Raw genomic sequence first — 20458 nt, forward strand, 5'->3', positions numbered from 1 at the left:
CTTTAGCAGAAGCTATTCGGTCGGAATTACCAACCCCGTTCCGAGCACACACGTTTCCGCGGGTCTCGTCGAGGCGGTTGTGCCAACGTACTGGAGCGGGCCCCCGGATGCAAATCCGGGGGCCCGCTCCTGGTCCAGTGGTTGACGAGGCGTCAGACCTCAACCACCACAGGGAGGATCATCGGTCGCCGACGGTAGGTGTCGGAGACCCATTTGCCGACCGAGCGGCGGATGAGCTGCTGGATCTGGCGTGCTTCCATCACCCCGTCGGAGGCCGAACGGGACAGCCCCTCCTCGATCTTGGGGATGACGGCGGCGAATGCGTCGTCCTCGATACCCGAACCGCGGGCATGGATGTTCGGGCCGCCGACGATCTTGCCGGTGGTCGAGTCGACCACCACGAAGACCGAGACGATGCCTTCTTCCCCGAGGATGCGGCGGTCCTTCAGCGACGACTCCGTGATGTCGCCGACGGAGAGACCGTCGACGTACACGTAACCGGCCTGGACCTTGCCCGCGATTTTGGCGACGCCGTCGATGAGGTCGACGACCACGCCGTCCTCCGCGATGACGCAGCGGTTCTTGGGGATGCCGGTGAGCTGGCCGAGATCGGCGTTGGCGCGCAGGTGTCGCCATTCGCCGTGGATCGGCATCAGATTGCGCGGCTTGCAGATGTTGTAGAAGTACAGCAGTTCGCCGGCCGAGGCGTGGCCGGAGACGTGGACCTTGGCGTTGCCCTTGTGGACAACGTTGGCACCCCATCGGGTGAGGCCGTTGATCACGCGGTAGACCGCGTTCTCGTTGCCCGGGATGAGGGAGGACGCGAGGATGACGGTGTCGCCTTCGACGATCCGGATCTGGTGGTCGCGGTTCGCCATCCGGGACAGGGCGGCCATGGGCTCGCCCTGGGAGCCGGTGCAGACGAGGACGACCTTCTCGTCGGGCAGGTCGTCGAGGACCTTGACGTCCACGACGAGACCGCTGGGCACCTTGAGATAGCCCAGGTCGCGGGCGATGCCCATGTTCCTGACCATCGAGCGGCCGACGAAGGCCACCTTGCGGCCGCGTTCGTGCGCGGCGTCCAGGACCTGCTGGATGCGGTGGACGTGGCTGGCGAAGCTCGCCACGATGATCCGCTTGTCCGCCTTGGCGAAGGTCTGCCTGAGCACCTGCGAGATGTCCCGCTCGGGTGCGACGAAGCCGGGGACCTCGGCGTTGGTGGAGTCCGCGAGGAGCAGGTCGATGCCTTCCTCGCCGAGCCGCGCGAAGGTCGGCAGGTCGGTCAGGCGGCCGTCCAGCGGGAGCTGGTCCATCTTGAAGTCGCCCGTGACGACGACCATGCCCGCCGGAGTGCGGATGGCGACGGCCAGCGCGTCCGGGATGGAGTGGTTGACGGCGACGAATTCGCAGTCGAAGGGGCCGATGCGCTCGCGCTCGCCCTCCTTGACCTCCAGCACGTACGGCCGGATGCGGTGCTCCTGGAGCTTGGCCTCGATCAGGGCGAGGGTCAGCTTGGAGCCGATCAGCGGGATGTCGTCCTTCTCCCGCAGGAGGAAGGGGACGGCGCCGATGTGGTCCTCGTGGCCGTGGGTCAGGATGACGCCGACGACGTCGTCGAGGCGGTCCCTGATGGAGGTGAAGTCCGGCAGGATCAGGTCGACGCCGGGCTGCTCTTCCTCGGGGAAGAGCACTCCGCAGTCGACGATCAGCAGCTTGCCGCCGAATTCGAAGACCGTCATATTGCGGCCGATTTCTCCGAGGCCGCCGAGCGGGGTGATCCGGAGGCCGCCGTCGGGCAGGGTCCGCGGGGGGCCGAGTTCGGGGTGCGGATGGCTCAAAAGTCTCTCCCTACCACGCGCGCCGCCGGACCCTCCTGGGTCGCGGCGCGCGTGACATCGTGTTTTCCGTGCGTATGCGGCAGTGCGCATCGTCGGCTGTGCGGTCTTTCGGCTGTGCGGTTGTGCAGTCGTTCGGTTGTGCGGTTGTGCGTGTTCGGACCTATTAAGTTGTGAAGTCTGTGGTCAGAGGTCTACCCCGCCTGCGGCGAGATCCCTCCTGAGCTGTTCGGTGGCGGCCTGGTCCAGCTCCACGAGGGGGAGCCGGAGGGGACCGGCGGGCAGTCCGCGCAGCGCGAGGGCGGTCTTGGTGGTGATGACGCCCTGGGCGCGGAACATGCCGGTGTAGACCGGCAGCAGTCGCTGGTGGATCTCGGCGGCCTTGGTGACGTCGCCGCTGGTGTACGCGTCGAGGAGCGCGCGCAGTTCGGCGGAGACCAGGTGGCCGACGACGGAGACGAAGCCGGCGGCGCCGATGGAGAGCAGCGGCAGATTGAGCATGTCGTCGCCCGAGTACCAGGCCAGGCCGCTGCGGGACATCGCCCAGCTCGCGGCGCCGAGGTCGCCCTTGGCGTCCTTGTTGGCGACGATCCGGGGGTGTTCGGCCAGCCGGACGATGGTCTCGGTGTCGATGGGGACGCCGCTGCGGCCGGGGATGTCGTAGAGCATGACGGGCAGCCCGGTGGCGTCGGCGATGGCGGTGAAGTGCCGGTACAGGCCCTCCTGCGGGGGCTTGTTGTAGTACGGCGTCACCGCGAGCAGGGCGTGGGCGCCGGCGCTTTCCGCCTGGCGGGCCAGTTCCGTGCTGTGCCGGGTGTCGTTGGTGCCGGCTCCGGCGACGACGAAGGCGCGGTCTCCGACGGCTTCCACGACGGCCCGTACGAGCCGGGCTTTCTCCGTGTCGCTCGTGGTGGGCGACTCCCCGGTCGTGCCGTTGACGACGAGACCGTCGTTCCCGGCGTCCACGAGGTGGGCGGCGAGCCGTTGCGCGCCGTCGAGATCGAGGGCGCCGTCCGCGGTGAACGGCGTGACCATTGCGGTCAGGACCCGCCCGAAGGGGGCCGTGGGGGTGGAGGTCGGAGCCATGGGTCCACGCTACTCGGTGTGTGTACGGGCATGCAGCCTCGGGACCTGCGCAAAGGACTCCGGCGGTGCCTGCTCGGGGGTTCAAGCAACGCCGGAGTCCGTTTCAGCAGCCTAGATGAACTTCACGAATGCCTGCAATCTGAACACTTCGGACATTTGACTGCGGTCGCGCCGATCGATTCCGGCCGTTACGGTGCCACCCGGCCGTTCGCGTTGAACGCCGCGTGTGTCAGGGGCATCAGACCCGCCCACGCGGCCTCCATCCGCTCCCCCACCATCTCGATCTCCCGCTGCGGGAACGACGGCGTGGCCGCCAGTTCGTGCTGCGTCCGCAGCCCCAGGAAGTGCATCAGCGAGCGCGCGTTGCACGTCGCGTACATCGACGAGAACAACCCGACCGGCAGCGTCGCCCGCGCCACTTCCCTGGCCACCCCGGCCGCCAGCATCTCCTGGTACGCCGCGTACGAATGCGCGTACGACTCCTCCATCGCCCCCCGCACCGCCTCGTGCTGCTCCGCGGTGCCGTGCACGAACTCGTACTTCCCCGGCCGCCCCTGCTGCACCAGCTTCCGCTCGGGTCCCGGCACGTAGAACACCGGCTGCAACTCGCGGTAACGCCCGGACTCCTCGTTGTACGACCAGCCGACGCGGTGGCGCATGAACTCGCGGAAGACGAAGATCGGGGCGCTGATGAAGAAGGTCATGGAGTTGTGCTCGAAGGGGCTGCCGTGGCGGTCGCGCATCAGGTAGTTGATCAGGCCCTTGGAGCGCTCGGGGTCCTTGGTCAGCTCTTCGAGGGACTGCTCTCCGGCGGTGGAGACCCGGGCCGCCCACAGGACGTCGCCGTCAGAGGCGCTGTGCTTGACGAGGTCGACGGTCACGTCGTCGCGGAACTGGACGGGGACGGTGGTCCCGGTGGTGGTCTCGGTCGGCACCCGAGGTCCTTCCTGCTTGGCGGCTGTGCGGTTGAGCTGGTGTGCGGTTGAGCCGGTGTGCGGTCGGGCGGCTGTTCTGCCGTGCGGCGCCAGCCTATTCGCTCCGTATGACAGCGTTCGTCGGGCGGGCCAGGGCCGATCGGACGACCCGAGGTAGCCGCGGCGCCGCACGGCGGCTAGCCTCACCCGTCATAGCCCGCTCGTGCCGGAAGCTGCCGGAAACCCGAAGAGGATTCCCCGCGTGTCCCTCCCCCACAATTCCACCACCGCCTTCGTCGATGAGTTCACGCCCGGACGTGCGCTGCCGCACGCCGACCAGGACCGCTGGATGCGGCCCTACCGTCCAGGACCGTGGCGGGTCGCGACCGCGGCGCTGCTGCTGGTCTTCGCCTCGTACCTGCTCTTCGCCGCGCTGATCATGGTCGCCGCGGGAAGCGGGCAGGGCGGCGTCACGTGCCTGCTCTCGGCGTTCGTGATCATCGCGGTCACCCTGCGGCTGCTGCGCGTGGGTGTGTGGGTGAGCGGGAAGGGCCTGCGCCAGGTGGAGTTCTTCTCCACCTCGACGGTGTCGTGGAGCCAGGTGGTCTCGGTGCGCACGGCCCAGCAGCCCGTGCGGGTGCTGGGGCTGCCGCGCAGTGTGCAGGGGCAGGCGCTGGTGATCACCCGGCGCGGCGGCCGTCCGCTGCGGCCGATGCTGACCGACCACAACGCGGACTTCCTCGGCCGGGTCGAGGCGTTCGACCTCGCCGCCGACGCCATCGAGGGCTGGGCCGCCGAACTGCGCTGAGCCGCGCTCAGCTTCACCCTCCCGGGTGCACGGCCGGATGAATTCGACCGGGCACACCCGTATGAGGAGTCGCGCCCGGTCGCGGCCCGCCTAGACCCGCTCGCGCACCTCGCGCCCGTCGTGCAGCGCGATGGCCCGCTGCATCGCCTTGCGGGCCCGCGGGGTGTCGCGTGCGTCGAAGTACGCGACGGCGAGCCGGAACCAGTTGCGCCAGTCGTCCGGCGCGGCCTCCGTCTCGGCCTGCCGCTTGGCGAACACCGCGTCGGCCGAGTCGCGGTCGATCCGGCCGCTGGGCGTACGGACCAGTTCGTCCACGGGCAGGCCGCCCTCGGCCTCCAGTTCGCGGCCGAGCCGTCCGGCGTGGCGGGCGAACTGGGTGGTGTGCCAGAGGAACCAGGCGCCGATCAGCGGCAGGACGAGCACGGCGACGCCGAAGACGACGGTGACCGGGCGGCCGTCCGCGATGAGCAGCACCCCGCGGTCGCCGACCAGCACGAAGTAGAAGACCAGCACGACCGCGGACACGGCGTAGCTGAGTTTGGCGCGCATTTCGGTTTCCGTCCTCCGGTTCGGTCCTCCGCGTCAGCCCTCGTCCGGCTGAAGCGCGCGGTGGTCGTCCGAGAGGAAGTGTTCCAGGCCGAAGGTGAGGCCGGGGACACCGGGCACGGTACGGGCCGCGAGCAGGATGCCCGGCATGAAGCTGCTGTGGTGCAGCGAGTCGTGCCGGATGGTGAGGGTCTCGCCGGTGTCGCCGAAGAGCACTTCCTGGTGGGCGAGCAGGCCGCGCAGCCGTACCGAGTGCACCGGGACGCCGTCGACGTCCGCGCCGCGGGCGCCGTCCAGGGCGTGGGTGGTGGGGTCCTCCTGCGGGGCGCGGCCCGCCTCCGCGCGGGCGGCGGCGATGAGCTGCGCGGTACGGGTGGCGGTGCCGCTGGGGGCGTCCGCCTTCCGGTTGTGGTGCAGCTCGATGACCTCGACGCTCTCGAACCAGCGGGCGGCCTGCTGGGCGAAGCGCATGGTGAGGACGGCGCCGATGGAGAAGTTCGGCGCGATGAGCACCCCGGTGGCGGGCGAGGCGGCGAGCCGGCCGCGCAGGGTGTCGAGCCGCTGCGGGGTCCAGCCGGTGGTGCCGACCACGGCGTGGATGCCGTGGCCGACGCAGAACTCCAGATTGCCCATGACGGCGTCGGGGTGCGTCAGGTCGACGGCGACCTGCGTACCGGACTCGGTCAGTGTCTCCAGCCGGTCGTCACGGTCGATCGCCGCGACGAGGTCGAGGTCGTCGGCCGCCTCGACCGCGCGTGCCGCCTCTGATCCGATCCGGCCCTTGGCGCCGATGACGGCCACACGGAGCTTGCTCATCGTTGTCCTGTCCTCGTCCTTCGCATCTCACATCGGTTGACGGCACGCGCGCCGCGGCTCCCGCGAGCCGGTCCGCTACGCGAGCGCCTCGCGCAGGCGCGCGCTCTGCTTCTCCTTGAGCGGCCCTATGACGGCCAGCGACGGCCGCTGGCCCAGTACATCGCGGGCCACCGCGCGTACGTCGTCCGGGGTCACCGCGGCGATCCGGCCGAGCAGGTCGTCGACGGACAACTGCTCGCCCCAGCACAGCTCGCTCTTGCCGAGCCGGTTCATCAGCGCGCCGGTGTCCTCGAGACCGAGCACCGTGGAGCCGGAGAGCTGGCCGATCGCACGGCCGATCTCCTCGTCGGTCAGGCCGTGTTCCGCGACCTGGTGCAGCTCGTCCCGGCAGATCTTGAGCACTTCCGGCACCCGGCGCGGCTGGCAGCCCGCGTAGACGCCGAAGAGGCCGCAGTCCGCGAAGGACGAGGTGTAGGAGTACACCGAGTAGGCCAGGCCGCGCTTCTCGCGCACTTCCTGGAAGAGCCGGGAGCTCATGCCGCCGCCGAGCGCGGTGTTGAGCACGCTGAGCGCCCAGCGCCGGTCGTCGTTGCGCGACAGGCCGGGCATGCCGAGGACGACATGGGCCTGCTCGGTGCGCCGGTCGAGCAGTTCGAGGTGGCCCGCGGCGCGGAGCGTACGGCTGCCGGAGCGCGGCGCCATCGGGACGGCGTCCGGGTCGTGCAGGCCGCCCGCGTTCTCGAAGGCGCGCCGGACCTGGCGGACGACGGCCGCGTGGTCGACGTTGCCCGCGGCGGCGACGACGAGCCGCGTGGGGTCGTAGTGCCGCTTGTAGAAGCGGGCGACCTGGTCGCGGGTGAGCGCGTTGATGGTCTCGACGGTGCCGAGGACGGGGCGGCCGAGCGGGGTGTCGCCGAGCATCGCGGTGGTGAACAGGTCGTGCACCTGGTCGCCGGGGTCGTCCTCGGTCATCGCGATCTCCTCCAGGATGACGCCGCGTTCGGCGTCGATGTCCTCCTGGCGGATCAGCGACCCGGTGAGCATGTCGCAGACCACGTCGATGGCCAGCGGCAGATCGGTGTCGAGCACCCGCGCGTAGTAGCAGGTGTACTCCTTGGACGTGAAGGCGTTCATCTCGCCGCCGACCGCGTCCACGGCCGCGGAGATGTCCAGTGCGCTGCGGCGCTCCGTGCCCTTGAAGAGCAGGTGCTCCAGGTAGTGGGTGGCGCCGTTGAGCACCGGGGTCTCGTCGCGGGAGCCGACGGCCGCCCAGATGCCGAAGGTGGCGGAACGGACGGTGGGCAGCGTCTCGGTGACGACGCGCAGCCCGCCGGGCAGGACGCTGCGCCGTACGGTGCCGATGCCGTCGGTGCCCGGGAGGAGGGTCCGCGTGCGGACGGCCCGCCCCTTGGTGGAGGGGCGGGCCGTCACTGCGGTGGAGCGGGTCGTCACTTCTCCGACTCGTCCTTCGCGTCCTCGGCGTCGTCTTCGCCCTCGATGACCGGGATCAGCGAGAGCTTGCCGCGCTGGTCGATCTCGGCGATCTCGACCTGCACCTTGGCGCCCACACCGAGAACGTCCTCGACGTTCTCGACGCGCTTGCCGCCGGCGAGCTTACGGATCTGCGAGATGTGCAGCAGGCCGTCCTTGCCGGGCATCAGCGAGACGAACGCGCCGAAGGTGGTCGTCTTCACGACCGTGCCCAGGTAGCGCTCGCCGACCTCGGGCATCGTCGGGTTGGCGATCTGGTTGATCACCGCGCGGGCCGCCTCGGCCTGCGAGCCCTCGGTGGCGCCGATCAGCACGGTGCCGTCGTCCTCGATGGAGATGTCGGCGCCGGTGTCCTCCTGGATCTGGTTGATCATCTTGCCCTTGGGGCCGATGACCTCGCCGATCTTGTCCACGGGGATCTTGATGCTGATGATCCGCGGGGCGTTGGGGGACATCTCGTCCGGGACGTCGATGGCCTCGTTCATCACATCGAGGATGTGGAGGCGGGCGTCACGGGCCTGCTTCAGCGCGGCGGCCAGCACGGAGGCGGGGATGCCGTCGAGCTTGGTGTCGAGCTGGAGCGCGGTCACGAAGTTCTTCGTGCCGGCGACCTTGAAGTCCATGTCGCCGAACGCGTCCTCGGCGCCGAGGATGTCGGTGAGCGCCACGTAGTGCGTCTCGCCGTCGATCTCCTGCGAGATCAGGCCCATGGCGATACCGGCGACGGGGGCCTTGAGCGGCACACCGGCGTTCAGCAGCGACATGGTGGAGGCGCAGACCGAGCCCATCGACGTGGAGCCGTTGGAGCCGAGCGCCTCGGAGACCTGACGGATCGCGTAGGGGAACTCCTCGCGGGTCGGCAGGACCGGGATCAGGGCGCGCTCGGCGAGCGCGCCGTGGCCGATCTCGCGGCGCTTGGGCGAGCCCACGCGGCCGGTCTCGCCGACCGAGTACGGCGGGAAGTTGTAGTTGTGCATGTAGCGCTTGCGGGTCTCGGGCGCCAGGGTGTCGAGCTGCTGCTCCATGCGGAGCATGTTGAGGGTGGTGACGCCCAGGATCTGGGTCTCGCCACGCTCGAACAGCGCGGAGCCGTGCACGCGCGGGATGGCCTCGACCTCGGCGGCCAGCGTACGGATGTCCGTGACGCCGCGGCCGTCGATGCGGACCTTGTCCTTGATGACGCGCTGGCGGACCAGCTTCTTGGTCAGCGAGCGGTACGCGGCGGAGATCTCCTTCTCGCGGCCCTCGAACTGCGGGAGGAGCTTCTCGGCGGCCAGACCCTTGACGCGGTCCAGCTCGGCCTCACGGGCCTGCTTGCCGGGGATGGTGAGCGCCTGGGCCAGCTCGCCGGTGACGGCGGACTCCAGGGCCTCGAACACGTCCTCCTGGTAGTCCAGGAAGATCGGGAACTCGCCGGTGGGCTTGGCGGCCTTGGCGGCCAGCTCGGACTGCGCCTTGCAGAGCGTCCGGATGAACGGCTTGGCGGCTTCGAGGCCCGCGGCCACGATCTCCTCGGTCGGCGCCTCGGCGCCGCCCGCGACGAGCTGGATCGTCTTGGCGGTGGCCTCGGCCTCCACCATCATGATCGCGACGTCGCCGTCCTCGAGGGTGCGGCCCGCGACGACCATGTCGAAGACGGCGTCCTCGAGCTCGCTGTGGGTCGGGAACGCGACCCACTGGCCCTTGATGAGGGCGACGCGGACGCCGCCGATCGGGCCGGAGAAGGGCAGGCCCGCGAGCTGCGTGGAGCAGGAGGCGGCGTTGATCGCGACCACGTCGTACAGGTGGTCGGGGTTGAGCGCCATGACCGTGCAGACGACCTGGATCTCGTTGCGCAGGCCCTTGACGAAGGACGGGCGCAGCGGGCGGTCGATCAGCCGGCAGGTGAGGATCGCGTCCTCGGAGGGGCGGCCCTCGCGGCGGAAGAAGGAACCGGGGATCCGGCCGGCCGCGTACATGCGCTCCTCGACGTCCACCGTGAGGGGGAAGAAGTCGAAGTGCTCCTTGGGCTGCTTCGAGGCGCTGGTGGCCGACAGCACCATGGTGTCGTCGTCCAGGTAGGCCACGGCGGAGCCGGCGGCCTGACGGGCCAGGCGGCCCGTCTCGAAGCGGATGGTGCGGGTGCCGAACGTGCCGTTGTCGATAACGGCTTCGGCGTAGTGGGTCTCGTTCTCCACTATGGGGATTCTCCTCGTCCATGCCCGCAGGGCGTTTCCCTGGCGGGCCATCGGTGGAGGGGCGTCCTGTTACCGGTGCCGGTCTTCGATCGAAGCCTCCGGGGCGTGTGTCTTCCGGAGGCCACTACCGAGGACCGGCTGTTCGGCGATCAGGAGGACGCTCCTCCTCATACTTGATAACCATTGCACCAGATGACGGAGACATCACGCACTTCATGTGCGCGCTTCGTCGCTCGGCGCGTATATGGCCACTACGGCGATGCTTCGCCGTACACGGCGCGTATCGCGTATACGGCAAAGGGGGAGCGGCCCCGACTCGCGGGTACCGCTCCCCCTCCACGGCGTCTTAGCGAACGCCCGCGGCGCCGGCACGGATGCCGAGGCGCTCGCGGAGCTCACGGAAGCGCGTGATGTCCTTCTTGGCCAGGTACTGCAGCAGACGGCGGCGCTGGCCGACCAGGATCAGCAGACCACGACGCGAGTGGTGGTCGTGCTTGTGGGTCTTGAGGTGCTCGGTCAGGTCCGAGATACGGCGCGAGAGCAGAGCGACCTGGACCTCGGGGGAGCCCGTGTCGCCCTCCTTGGTACCGAACTCGGCGATGATCTGCTTCTTCGTCTCGACGTCGAGCGACATACGGACTCCTTAGGTATCAGTGGCCTCCGAGCGCCCCCGGTATTCATCGCGGGGGATGCTTCGTTGACTCGCGAGGCGCGGGATCACGGGGTGTGTACACACACGTGACCGTCACCCAGAGTACCAGCCCGCGGCGGTCCGCTTACCCGCGGGTCATCTCCGGGCGCGGGCGGGGACGCCGCCCGGCGCGTGAGGGTGGTGTGCGAGGGGCACTGACCCATGAGGGCGGGCCTGACATCGGAAGGCTACCGACGATTAGTCTTGCCCCTGACGGGGAGGGGGATCGGACATGGGATGCGTGGGTATGCGCGCAGCGGTGCGGTCCCGCGACGGTGTCCCGCGCCGACGAGCGGCTTTTTACGGGCCGGACTCGTCGCGGGGACACGGTGAAGCAGCAGACCAGGAGGCATTGTGAGCAGCGATCGGGACGACAGCCGCGTGGGCGGGGCCGGCCCTGTCGAGGACCGGGGCGACGCCGACTACACGGGTGAGTTCAGCCTGGGCGACGCGGCGCCCGCCTGGTACATGGGGGACGCGGGCGGCTCCGCGGACGCCGACGACGCCGACGAGGCGGCGGACAGCGGCTCGGATTCCGGCGCTGGCGCCGATTCCGGTTCCGTTCCTGTCACGGATTCGGGGTCCTTCACGGGCTCGGGCCCGCAGACGGGCGCGCGGTCGGACCGGCGCTCGGATACGGGTGCCGCAGGTTCCTTCCCTGCTGCCGTTCCCGGCTCCGAGCGGGGGGCGGGGCTGACGGGTGACGCGGCGGGTTCGTCGGAGTCGTCGGAGTCGTCGTGGTCCGCCGCCGCCGTGCCGTCGCTGCCCCTGCCCACGCCGGGCCCTTCGGCGTCGGCGGCCGAACCGTCCTGGTCGGCCGCGGCCGTACCGTCGATCCCGGTTCCGCGCGCCGCGTCGGCCGAGTCGGCGGGCGAGCCCGCGCGCGCGTCGGCGGGTCCGGACCGTTCGGACGGCTCGGACCGCTCGGAGGGTGCGGCGAAGCGGGAGCCCGAGTCCGCGCCTGCGGCGGAGGCCGCGGCCACGTCCGAGCCGGAGCCGGTACGGGCTTCCGCGTCGGGGTCCGGTACGCCCGGTGGTTCGGGATTCCCCGCTTTCGGGGGCCGCGAGGACGGCGCGCCCGACGCCACGGTGCGCTTCTCCGCCGCCGCGTTGCGGCGCGAGGTCGAGGAGCGCGAGGCCGGCAAGCGGAAGCCGCCGGAGCCGGCCGTCTCCTCTCCTACGTCCTCTTCTACGTCTTCTACGTCCTCGTCCACCGCCGATGACGAGCCTGCGGAGGCCAAGCCCGCCGCGCCCGCTGCCGCTGCCGCGAAGCCGTCGGCACCGTCGGAGCCCGAGGCCGAGGAGGCCCCGGCCGCGCCTCGTGCCCCGGTCTGGGTGCCGCTGCCCGGCGCGGCGGACGCCCTCCCGTGGGCGCCCGGCGCACCGCGCGGCCCCGTACCGCCGCTCCCCCCGGACTTCGAGCGCGCGGAGCCCTCGCACCCCGCCCCGGACAGCTCCCCGGCCGCCCCGCGACAGGGTTACGGTTTCCCGCCCGCCGCCGACGCCCCCGCCGCGCCCCTGCACCCGGGCGGCCCCAACCCGCCCGCACCCCAACAGGGTTACGGCAATCCCCCGGCGGCCAACGCTCAGGCGGCACCTCCGGCCGCCCCCTTGCACCCCGGCGGCCCCAACCCGCCCGCACCCCAACAGGGTTACGGCTTCCCGCCGCCGACCGGCGAGCCCGCCGCGCCACCGGCAGCGCCGCTGCACCCCGGCGGGCCCAACCCGCCCGCACCCCAACAGGGTTACGGCTTCCCGCCCGCGGCGCCCGCCGGGCCCGCGCAGCAGGGGAATTCGGGTCCTGCGGCGGCGGCGCCGTTGCACAGCTTCCCGCCGCCGACCGGACAGCCGGTGAACCTCCCGGCCCGTCAGGAGCCCCCGGCCGCCGCGCAGCCGGGCCCGGTCCAGCAGCCGGGCCAGCCCGTGCCGCCGACCGGCTACGCCCAGCCGCAGCCGCAGCCCCACCATCAGTCTCAGCCTCAAGCGCAGCCGCCCGCGCCGGTCGCGGGGACGCCGGACGCGCCGCAGGGCCAGGGGTACGGCTTCCCGCCGCCCGCGGCGCCGCACGCCCCGGTCCTGGCGCCCGCTCAGGTCCAGCCGCCGCAGGCACCGGAGCCGCAGGACGCGGTGCCCGAGCCGAACGACGCGGTGCCGCAGGACACCCCGGAGCGGAATCTGCCCGCGCCGGCCGGCTTCGGAGCGCCGCCGCAGGGCGGGCCGCAGCCGTACACGGCGGGCCCCGTACCGTCGGGACTGCCGCACGAGCCGGTGGCGCCGCAGCAGGGCGCGGGTCCCGCGCAGGGCAGCGGTTACGGTTTCCCGCAGCACGCGCAGCCGGGCCAGGACCAGGCGGCGCCGCTTCAGCCGCTGCCGCAGCAGGGCGGTTACGGCTTCCCGCAGCCGGGGCAGCCGCACCAGCCGCAGCAGCCCGCGCGGCCCGACCCGCAGGGTCAGCAGCAGGCCCCGCAGCCTCCGCCTCCGCAGCCGCAGGCACCGGCCGACCCGCGGATGGGCGGCTGGCCCACCGTCACGCCCGACCAGCGGCAGCCCACGACGCAGGGCGGCACGCCGCTCGGCTACACGGCGGCCGTGGAGCTGTCGTCGGACCGGCTGCTGCGCAATCCGCCGAAGGCGAAGCGCGCGGGCGCGAACGCGCAGCCGTCGCGGTTCAAGATCGGCGGCAAGAAGGAGGAGGCGGAGCGGCAGCGGAAGCTGGAGCTGATCCGTACGCCGGTGCTGTCGTGCTACCGGATCGCGGTGATCAGCCTCAAGGGCGGCGTGGGCAAGACGACCACGACGACCGCGCTGGGCTCGACGCTGGCCTCCGAGCGGCAGGACAAGATCCTGGCGATCGACGCCAACCCGGACGCGGGCACCCTCGGCCGCCGGGTGCGGCGCGAGACGGGGGCGACGATCCGCGACCTCGTACAGGCGATCCCGTACCTCAACAGCTATATGGACATCCGCCGGTTCACCTCGCAGGCGACGTCGGGGCTCGAGATCATCGCGAACGACGTGGACCCGGCGGTCTCGACGGCGTTCAGCGACGAGGACTACCGGCGGGCGATAGACGTGCTGGGCCGCCAGTACCCGGTGATCCTCACGGACTCCGGCACGGGTCTGCTGTACAGCGCGATGCGCGGAGTCCTCGACCTGGCCGACCAGTTGATCATCGTGTCGACGCCGTCGGTGGACGGCGCGTCCAGCGCGAGCACCACGTTGGACTGGCTGTCGGCGCACGGGTACGCGGAGTTGGTGTCGCGGAGCATCACGGTCATCTCGGGGGTCAGGGAGACCGGCAAGATGATCAAGGTCGACGACATCGTGGCGCACTTCCAGACCCGCTGCCGCGGTGTCCAGGTGGTGCCCTTCGACGAACACCTCGCCGCGGGCGCGGAGGTCGACCTCGACATGATGCGGCCCAAGACCCGCGAGGCGTACTTCAACCTGTCGGCGATGGTCGCGGAGGACTTCACGCGGGCCCAGCAGGCGCAGGGGCTGTGGACGGCCGACGGGGTCAACCCGCCGCCGCACCAGGCGCCGCCGATGCCGGTCCAGGGCGGCGGCCAGGCCGGTCCCGGCTACGGCCCCTACGCCGCTCCGCAGGGCGGTTTCCCCGCGCCGCCACCGCCGCAGCAGGGCAATTACCCTCCGCCGCCGCAGCCCCAGCAACCGCAGCAGGGCGGCTATCCGGCACCGCAGCACGGCGGTTACCCGGCGCCGGGTCAGGCGGGTCAGCCGGGACAGCCCGGCCAGCCCGGTGCGTACGGCGGTCCGCCGCAGGCTCCGCAGCCGTACCCGCCGGGCCAGCAGGCGGCGCCCGCGCCCTTCCAGCCGCAGTCGCCGCAGCCCCAGGCCCCGCAGCCGCAGCAGGGGTGGCCGCAGCAGCCCGCGCCGCCGCAGGGCGAGCAGCCGTACGGCGGGCCGCCGCAGGATCCGCAGAACCCGCAGGCGCCGCAGCTCCCGCCGGGGTACGGCTACCCGCCGCCGCCCGCCCCGCAGTAGCCGGGGGCAGGCGGGCCCGCACGGGCGCACAGCGCGGACACAGGGGCCGCCACCACGCGTTGTCGCTGGTGGCGGCCCTTGTCGTCCCCGGCCGCAGCGGCGGCCGGGGGGCGCGTACAACAGTTGGTGTACGGGGCGTCCCCCCGGAGGCGCACGCGGGCGGGGCGGGAATCCGCCCGTGGACCGTCGCCGCGGCGGCCGCGGGGAACAAGGATGGAATCATCCCTTCCCGCTGACGCACCGCCGAGGACGATCCGATGATCGAAGCCCACGCCCTGACCAAACGGTACGGCGAGCGCACCGCCGTGTCCGACCTGAGTTTCACCGTCCGGCCCGGCGTGGTGACCGGATTCCTCGGCCCCAACGGCGCGGGGAAATCGACCACGATGCGGATGATCCTGGGCCTGGACGCGCCGACGTCGGGCGGTGTCACCGTCAACGGCAAGCAGTACGCGGAGCACCGCGCGCCGCTGCACGAGGTGGGCGCGATGCTGGAGGCGTGCGCCATCCACACCGGCAGGAGCGCGTACAACCATCTGTTGTCGCTGGCCGCCACCACGGGGATTCCGCGCCGCCGGGTGGACGAGGTGATCGACATCGTGGGTCTGGGCGAGGTGGCCCGCAAGCGGGTCGGCGGTTTCTCGCTCGGCATGGGGCAGCGCCTCGGCATCGCGAGCGCGCTGCTGGGCGACCCGGCGACGCTGGTGCTGGACGAGCCGGTCAACGGCCTGGACCCGGAGGGCATCCTCTGGATCCGCAATCTCCTCAAGGACCAGGCGGCGGAGGGCCGTACGGTCCTGCTCTCCTCCCACCTGATGTCCGAAATGGCGCTGACCGCCGAGCACTTGATCGTCATCGGGCGGGGGCGGCTGATCGCCGACACGTCGGTGGCGGAATTCGTGCGGGCCGCGGCGGGGACGTCGGTGCGGGTGCGGACCGACGAGGCGGAGCGGCTGCGGAAGCTGCTGGCGGGCCCCGATGTGTCGGTGGCGTCGGTGGAGCGCGGTGTGCTGGAGGTGACCGGGCTCAGCAGCGACCGGATCGGCCGGATCGCGGCCGACCAGGGCGTCGCGCTGGCCGAACTGACGCCGCAGCAGGCGTCGTTGGAAGAGGCGTTCATGGAACTGACCAGGGACGCCGTGGAGTACCAGGCACCGGCGCCCGTGCGCGAGCGGGAAGGACAGGCGGCATGAGCACTGCCACCATCGACAAGGCGCCGGAGACTCCCGGGGCGCGGCGGACCGCGCCGCGCGGCGAGGTCACCCTCGCCCGCGTGCTGCACTCCGAGTGGATCAAGCTGCGGACGCTGCGGTCCACCTTCTACACGCTGATCGCGGGCATGGTCGCGCTGATCGGTTTCGGCGCGCTGTTCTGCGCGGTCACCGCGAACCGCTGGCCGCACATGTCGCCGCACGAGCGGGCCGACTTCGAGCCCGCGCTGACCAGTCTGCGCGGCTTCTTCCTCGCGCAGCTCGCGGTCGGTGTGCTCGGTGTCCTGATGATCACCGGTGAGTACGCGACCGGCATGATCAGGGCGTCGCTGTCCGCGGTGCCGCGGCGGCTGCCGGTGCTGTGGGCGAAGGCCGGGCTGTACGCGGCGGTGACCTGGGTGGTGATGACGGCGGGCGCGCTGATCGCCTTCCTGGTCGGTCAGGCGCTGCTGTCCTCCCGGCACATCGGCACCTCGCTGAGCGACCCCGGCGTGACCCGGATGGTGCTGGGCGCGGGCCTGTATCTGACGGTCGTGGGGCTGCTGGGCGTCGCGATAGGCGCCCTGGTCCGCAACACGGCGGGCGGTATCGCCACCGTCTTCGGCCTGCTGCTCGTCCTGCCGGTGCTCGCCGAGGCGCTGCCCACCTCGTGGGCCGACCACATCAACAAGTACCTGCCGAGCAACGCGGGACAGTCGCTGATCTCGCTGCACCAGGACGCCACGAGCCTCGCGCCCTGGACGGGGTTCCTGGTGTTCTGTCTCTACGCGGCGGTGGCGCTCGCGGGCGCGGCGGTGCTGCTCAAGCGGCGCGACGCGTGACGACGGCGTGACGAGGACGCGATGACGTACCCGCTGCCGTCCACCGCGACGGCACAGGACCCGGCTGCCCGGGGGAACGCCCCGCGGCAGCCGGGACCGGCGTCCGCGGACCCCGGCGCGACGGTCCCCTTGAGCACTGGTCCCATGGGCACCGGCATGTTGCCCATGCGATCGGCTGCTACCGGACCGGCCCCCGCGTGGCGGGCGCTGGCCGGGCGGGCCCGGCGGCGGGTGGGACGGCGGCTGCCCCCGATGGTGGTGGACGGGCTGTTCGCCGCCACGCTCTACGTGGGTCTCAGCATGCTGGCGCGGGCGGCGCTGCGGGACGATCCGGTGCCGTTCCTGGCGCTGGGGGCGGGGCTCACGGCGCCGTTGGTGTGGCGGCGGCGGGCGCCGCTCGCGGTCTTCGCCTGCATCGCGGCGACGGCCTTCGTGCAGTGGCTGCTGGACTTCCAGGTCCCGGCCGACGTGGCGCTGCTGGTGGCGCTCTACACGGTGGCCGCGTACTGCGACCGGCGGCGGCTGATGATGGCCTTCGGCGTGCTGGAGGTCGGGGTCGTCCTGGCCACGGTGAGCTGGGCGATGCACGACCGGAGCGCGGGGACCTTCGTCTCGCTGTCGGCGATGGCCGTCGCGGCGGCGGTCTTCGGCGTGAACATGCGCAGCCGCCGTGACCGTCTGGCCTTCCTGGAGGACCGGGCGGTGCGGCTGGAGCGGGAGCGCGACCAGCGGGCGCAGTTGGCGGTGGCCGACGAACGGGCCAGGATCGCACGGGAGATGCACGACATCGTGACGCACAATCTGTCGGTGATGGTGGCGCTCGCGGACGGTGCGGTCTTCGCGCAGCAGCGCACCCCCGAGCGGGCGACGACCGCGATGCGGCAGGTGTCGGCGACCGGGCGGCAGGCGATCACGGACATGCGGCGCTTCCTGGGGGTGCTGCGGGCGGACGAGCCGGACGCGCTGCGGCATCCGATGCCGGGCATCGCGCAGCTCGAATCGCTGGTGGACCAGGTACGGGCGGCGGGGCTGCCGACGGTGCTGTCCGTGGCGGGCGATCCGGGCCCGGTGCCCGTGGCGGCGCAGCTCACCGTCTACCGGCTGGTCCAGGAGGCGTTGACGAACACGCTCAAGCACGCGCCCGCCGGGACCAGCGCGGAGGTGCGGATCGGCTGCGCCCCCGACGCGCTGACCGTGACCGTCACCGACGACGGCCCGGGCACGCACCCCGCGGCGGCCGACACCGCGCACGGCGGCGCGATCGCCGACGGTGCGGCGGCCTCGGCGGGGCACGGCATACCCGGCATGCGGGAGCGGGCGGCGGCGTACGGCGGTTCGCTGGTCGCGGGGCCGCTGCCCGGTGGCGGCTGGCGGGTCGCGGCGGTGCTCGTCCTCGGCGCCCCGGAGCCGATATGACCGGCGGGGCGGCGGAGCTCGCGCCCGGCGGGAGCGAAAACGACGGGCGCGGAGCCGACGACAGCGGAGCCGACGAGGACGGGGGCGGGCGGGTGATCAGGGTGCTGCTGGTGGACGACGAGCCGTTGCTGCGGATGGCGTTCACGATGGTGCTGGACGCGCAGTCCGACATGCGGCCGGTCGGCGAGGCGGGCGACGGCGCGGAGGCGGTACGGCTCACGGACTCGCTGCGGCCCGACGTGGTGCTGATGGACGTCCGGATGCCCGGCACCGACGGCATCGAGGCCACCACGCGGATCGTACGGCGCTGCCCGGATTCCAAGGTGCTGATCCTGACCACCTTCGACCTGGACGAATACGCCTTCGCCGGGCTGAAGGCGGGCGCGTCCGGCTTCCTGCTGAAGAACGCGCTGCCCGAGGAACTGCTGGGCGCCATCCGCTCGGTGGCCGCGGGCGACGCGGTGGTGGCACCGCGCATCACGCGCCGCCTGCTGGAGAACTTCGCGCACCAGCTCCCCTCGGCGGCCGGCGGCTCCGAGGGCGACGGGCGGCTGAACCGGCTGACCGCCCGCGAGCGCGAGGTGCTGGTGGAGGTCGGCCGCGGCCTGTCCAACACGGAGATCGCGGGCACGCTGCACCTGGCGGAGGCGACGGTGAAGACCCATCTGAGCCGGATTCTGGTCAAGTTGGAGCTGCGCGACCGTGTGCAGGCCGTCGTCTTCGCCTACGAGACCCGGCTGATCCGCCCCACCTGAGGCCCGGCGCTCCCGCGCGCTCCCGCCCGCACGCTGTCAGGTGGCTGTCTCACAGGCCCGTCGCGCCGTCGATCCGCTCCCTGAGCAGGTCGGCGTGCCCGTTGTGCCGGGCGTATTCGGCGATGAGATTCACCAGGATGTAGCGCAGCGATATCTCCTTGCCGGTGACCAGCGAACGGCAGGTGGCGTCCAGCGAGGGCGCCTCGGCGACGATGGTCCTGGCCCGGTTGCGCTCGACCCGCCACGCCGAGAAGGCCGCCTCCACGTCCCCGTCGAGCCGGTCGAAGCCCTGGTCGGGGTCCTTGTCCGAGTAGTTGAGCATCGGCAGGTCCTCGCCCGCGAAGTGCTGGCGTATCCACCACCGCTCGATGCCCGCGAGGTGCCGTACGAGGCCGTGCAGGCTCAGCCCTGACGGGGGTATCGCCCGGTCCGACAGCCGGGCCGCGGCCACGCCCCGGCACTTCAGCTCGAAGGTCGCGCGGTGCCAGTCGAGGAAGGCGGTCAGGATCTCCCGCTCGCTGCCCGTGGTGGGCAGCGGCGGCCGGTCGTCACCCTCCGCCGTCGGGGAGAGCTGGACGTTCGCGAAGAACGGTACGTACTGCTCGGACATGCGCCAAGTCTGGCAGCGACCACTGACAGAGCGGCTGTGGAACGGCCTGGCCCGAGGCTATTCGGCGGCGGGCGACGGCTCGGTCGGCGCGGACGTGGGCTCGGGCGCGGACGCGGGCGGGGGCGTAGGCGGGGCGGCGGCCGAGTCGGCGGCGTCCACCAGGTCCCTGGCCCGCTTCACGTCGTCGGCCATCCGCTCCAGCAGCGCGTCGATGGTGTCGAACTTCTCCATCCCGCGCAGATAGGCGAGGAAGTCCACCGCCACGTGCAGCCCGTACAGATCGAGGCCGACGCGGTCGATCGCGTACGCCTCGACCGTGCGCGCGGTGCCGTCGAAGGTCGGGTTGGTGCCGACCGAGATCGCGGCGGGCATGGCCTCGCCGTCGACGTGCAGCCAGCCCGCGTAGACGCCGTCGGCGGGGATGGCGGTGTGCGGCAGGGTCTCGACGTTGGCGGTGGGGTAGCCCAGTTCGCGTCCGCGCTGCGCGCCCCGGACGACAACGCCCTCGACGCGGTGCGGGCGGCCCAGGATCTCGGCGGCGCCCTCGACGTCGCCCTCGCCGACCAGCCGCCGGGTCAGGGTGGAGGAGAACGGCTCGCCGCCGCCCGCCTCACCGCGCACGAAGAGGTCGACGACCTCCAGCTCGTAGTCGTACTTCAGCCCGAGCGCGGAGAGGAATTCGACGTCGCCCGCCGCCTTGTGCCCGAAGCGGAAGTTGGGGCCCTCGACCACGTGCTTGGCGTGCAGCCCCTCGACCAGCACGGTCTTGACGAATTCGCTCGGCGTCAGCTTCGAGAACTCGCTGGTGAAGGGGATGATCAGCAGCGCGTCCACGCCGAGGTCCGCGACCAGTTCGGCGCGCCGGTGGTGGGCGGACAGCAGCGGCGGGTGGCTGCCGGGCCGTACGACTTCGCTGGGGTGCGGGTCGAAGGTCACGACGACCGAGGGCAGCCCCAGTTCACGGGCGCGCTCCACGGCGCGGCCCATGATGAGCTGGTGACCGCGGTGGACGCCGTCGTACGAGCCGATGGTGACGACGCTGCGTCCCCAGTCACCGGGAACGTCGTCCAAGCCCCGCCAGCGCTGCACCTTGACGCTCCGCTTCTTCGCCGAATCACTGACCGTGTTGTCTTGTCCTGCGGGTCCAAGCCTGCCATGCCGCCGCGATGCCGTGCCCATCGGCACGGTCCGCGCGTACGGCGTCGGCCCTTCCCACCTGCGGCGCCCGTTCGAATGTGATGTGGACCGCGACATCCCGCCCGCTCGCCGACCTCCG

The 20458-nt window shown here is 71.8% G+C and carries 16 protein-coding genes; 6 read left to right on the plus strand and 10 right to left on the minus strand.

Annotated elements, in window-relative coordinates; all coding sequences use genetic code 11:
- Positions 1–152 precede the first annotated feature (152 nt).
- The 3 genes from ACFZAM_RS28160 to thyX all read right to left on the minus strand — a co-directional run bounded on the left by ACFZAM_RS28160 (position 153) and on the right by thyX (position 3856).
- The gene (locus ACFZAM_RS28160; RefSeq protein ID WP_355349837.1) at positions 153–1838 is read right to left on the minus strand and encodes a ribonuclease J; all 1686 of its coding nucleotides are present in this window, start codon (positions 1836–1838) and stop codon (positions 153–155) included.
- A 183-nt stretch (positions 1839–2021) separates the two neighbouring features.
- Positions 2022–2921, minus strand: coding sequence for a 4-hydroxy-tetrahydrodipicolinate synthase (dapA, locus tag ACFZAM_RS28165; RefSeq protein WP_355349834.1), 900 nt, complete (start codon positions 2919–2921; stop codon positions 2022–2024).
- A 188-nt stretch (positions 2922–3109) separates the two neighbouring features.
- Positions 3110–3856, minus strand: coding sequence for an FAD-dependent thymidylate synthase (gene thyX, locus ACFZAM_RS28170; protein ID WP_355349831.1), 747 nt, complete (start codon positions 3854–3856; stop codon positions 3110–3112).
- A 241-nt stretch (positions 3857–4097) separates the two neighbouring features.
- Here thyX and ACFZAM_RS28175 point away from each other — a divergent pair, with 241 nt between their 5' ends.
- Positions 4098–4643, plus strand: coding sequence for a hypothetical protein (locus ACFZAM_RS28175; RefSeq protein ID WP_355349828.1), 546 nt, complete (start codon positions 4098–4100; stop codon positions 4641–4643).
- A gap of 90 nt (positions 4644–4733) precedes the next feature.
- On the opposite strand, the gene ACFZAM_RS28180 is transcribed toward ACFZAM_RS28175, so the two are convergent.
- From ACFZAM_RS28180 to rpsO, 5 genes are all read right to left on the minus strand, one after another.
- Positions 4734–5192: a hypothetical protein gene (locus ACFZAM_RS28180; RefSeq protein WP_355349825.1), complete on the minus strand. Its 459-nt coding sequence runs from the start codon at positions 5190–5192 to the stop codon at positions 4734–4736.
- A 33-nt stretch (positions 5193–5225) separates the two neighbouring features.
- Positions 5226–6005: a 4-hydroxy-tetrahydrodipicolinate reductase gene (dapB, locus tag ACFZAM_RS28185; protein ID WP_355349822.1), complete on the minus strand. Its 780-nt coding sequence runs from the start codon at positions 6003–6005 to the stop codon at positions 5226–5228.
- Between the two features lie 75 nt (positions 6006–6080).
- Entirely contained in the window at positions 6081–7457 is a 1377-nt protein-coding gene (locus ACFZAM_RS28190) for an insulinase family protein (RefSeq protein ID WP_391050288.1), read from the minus strand.
- Positions 7454–9673 carry a polyribonucleotide nucleotidyltransferase gene (locus tag ACFZAM_RS28195; protein ID WP_355349816.1) on the minus strand — a complete coding sequence of 740 codons (2220 nt, stop codon included), beginning with the start codon at positions 9671–9673 and terminating at the stop codon, positions 7454–7456. The genes ACFZAM_RS28190 and ACFZAM_RS28195 overlap by 4 nt, the downstream gene beginning before the upstream one ends.
- Positions 9674–10019: 346 nt before the next feature.
- Positions 10020–10307, minus strand: a complete 288-nt coding sequence (gene rpsO, locus ACFZAM_RS28200; RefSeq protein WP_033173003.1) for a 30S ribosomal protein S15 — start codon at positions 10305–10307, stop codon at positions 10020–10022.
- A 411-nt stretch (positions 10308–10718) separates the two neighbouring features.
- On the opposite strand from rpsO, the gene ACFZAM_RS28205 reads away from it, so the two are divergent.
- From ACFZAM_RS28205 to ACFZAM_RS28225, 5 genes are all read left to right on the plus strand, one after another.
- The gene (locus ACFZAM_RS28205; RefSeq protein ID WP_391050291.1) at positions 10719–14369 is read left to right on the plus strand and encodes an SCO5717 family growth-regulating ATPase; all 3651 of its coding nucleotides are present in this window, start codon (positions 10719–10721) and stop codon (positions 14367–14369) included.
- Positions 14370–14626: 257 nt separating this feature from the next.
- Positions 14627–15562 (plus strand): ATP-binding cassette domain-containing protein, encoded by a 936-nt coding sequence (locus ACFZAM_RS28210; RefSeq protein ID WP_391050293.1) that lies wholly within the window; start codon positions 14627–14629, stop codon positions 15560–15562.
- Complete coding sequence (locus ACFZAM_RS28215; RefSeq protein ID WP_391050295.1) at positions 15559–16401, plus strand: ABC transporter permease subunit; 843 nt, start codon at positions 15559–15561, stop codon at positions 16399–16401. Before ACFZAM_RS28210 ends, ACFZAM_RS28215 begins: the two co-directional genes overlap by 4 nt.
- A gap of 165 nt (positions 16402–16566) precedes the next feature.
- Positions 16567–17817 (plus strand): histidine kinase, encoded by a 1251-nt coding sequence (locus tag ACFZAM_RS28220; protein ID WP_391050297.1) that lies wholly within the window; start codon positions 16567–16569, stop codon positions 17815–17817.
- A 134-nt stretch (positions 17818–17951) separates the two neighbouring features.
- The gene (locus ACFZAM_RS28225) at positions 17952–18572 is read left to right on the plus strand and encodes a response regulator (RefSeq protein WP_391050380.1); all 621 of its coding nucleotides are present in this window, start codon (positions 17952–17954) and stop codon (positions 18570–18572) included.
- A gap of 49 nt (positions 18573–18621) precedes the next feature.
- On the opposite strand, the gene ACFZAM_RS28230 is transcribed toward ACFZAM_RS28225, so the two are convergent.
- Both ACFZAM_RS28230 and ACFZAM_RS28235 read right to left on the minus strand, forming a co-directional pair.
- Entirely contained in the window at positions 18622–19182 is a 561-nt protein-coding gene (locus ACFZAM_RS28230; RefSeq protein WP_391050299.1) for a DUF664 domain-containing protein, read from the minus strand.
- A gap of 57 nt (positions 19183–19239) precedes the next feature.
- Entirely contained in the window at positions 19240–20271 is a 1032-nt protein-coding gene (locus ACFZAM_RS28235; RefSeq protein WP_391050301.1) for a bifunctional riboflavin kinase/FAD synthetase, read from the minus strand.
- Positions 20272–20458: the final 187 nt, after the last annotated feature.

The sequence above is a fragment of the Streptomyces sp. NPDC008079 genome (genome assembly GCF_042957385.1).
Classification (GTDB): domain Bacteria; phylum Actinomycetota; class Actinomycetes; order Streptomycetales; family Streptomycetaceae; genus Actinacidiphila.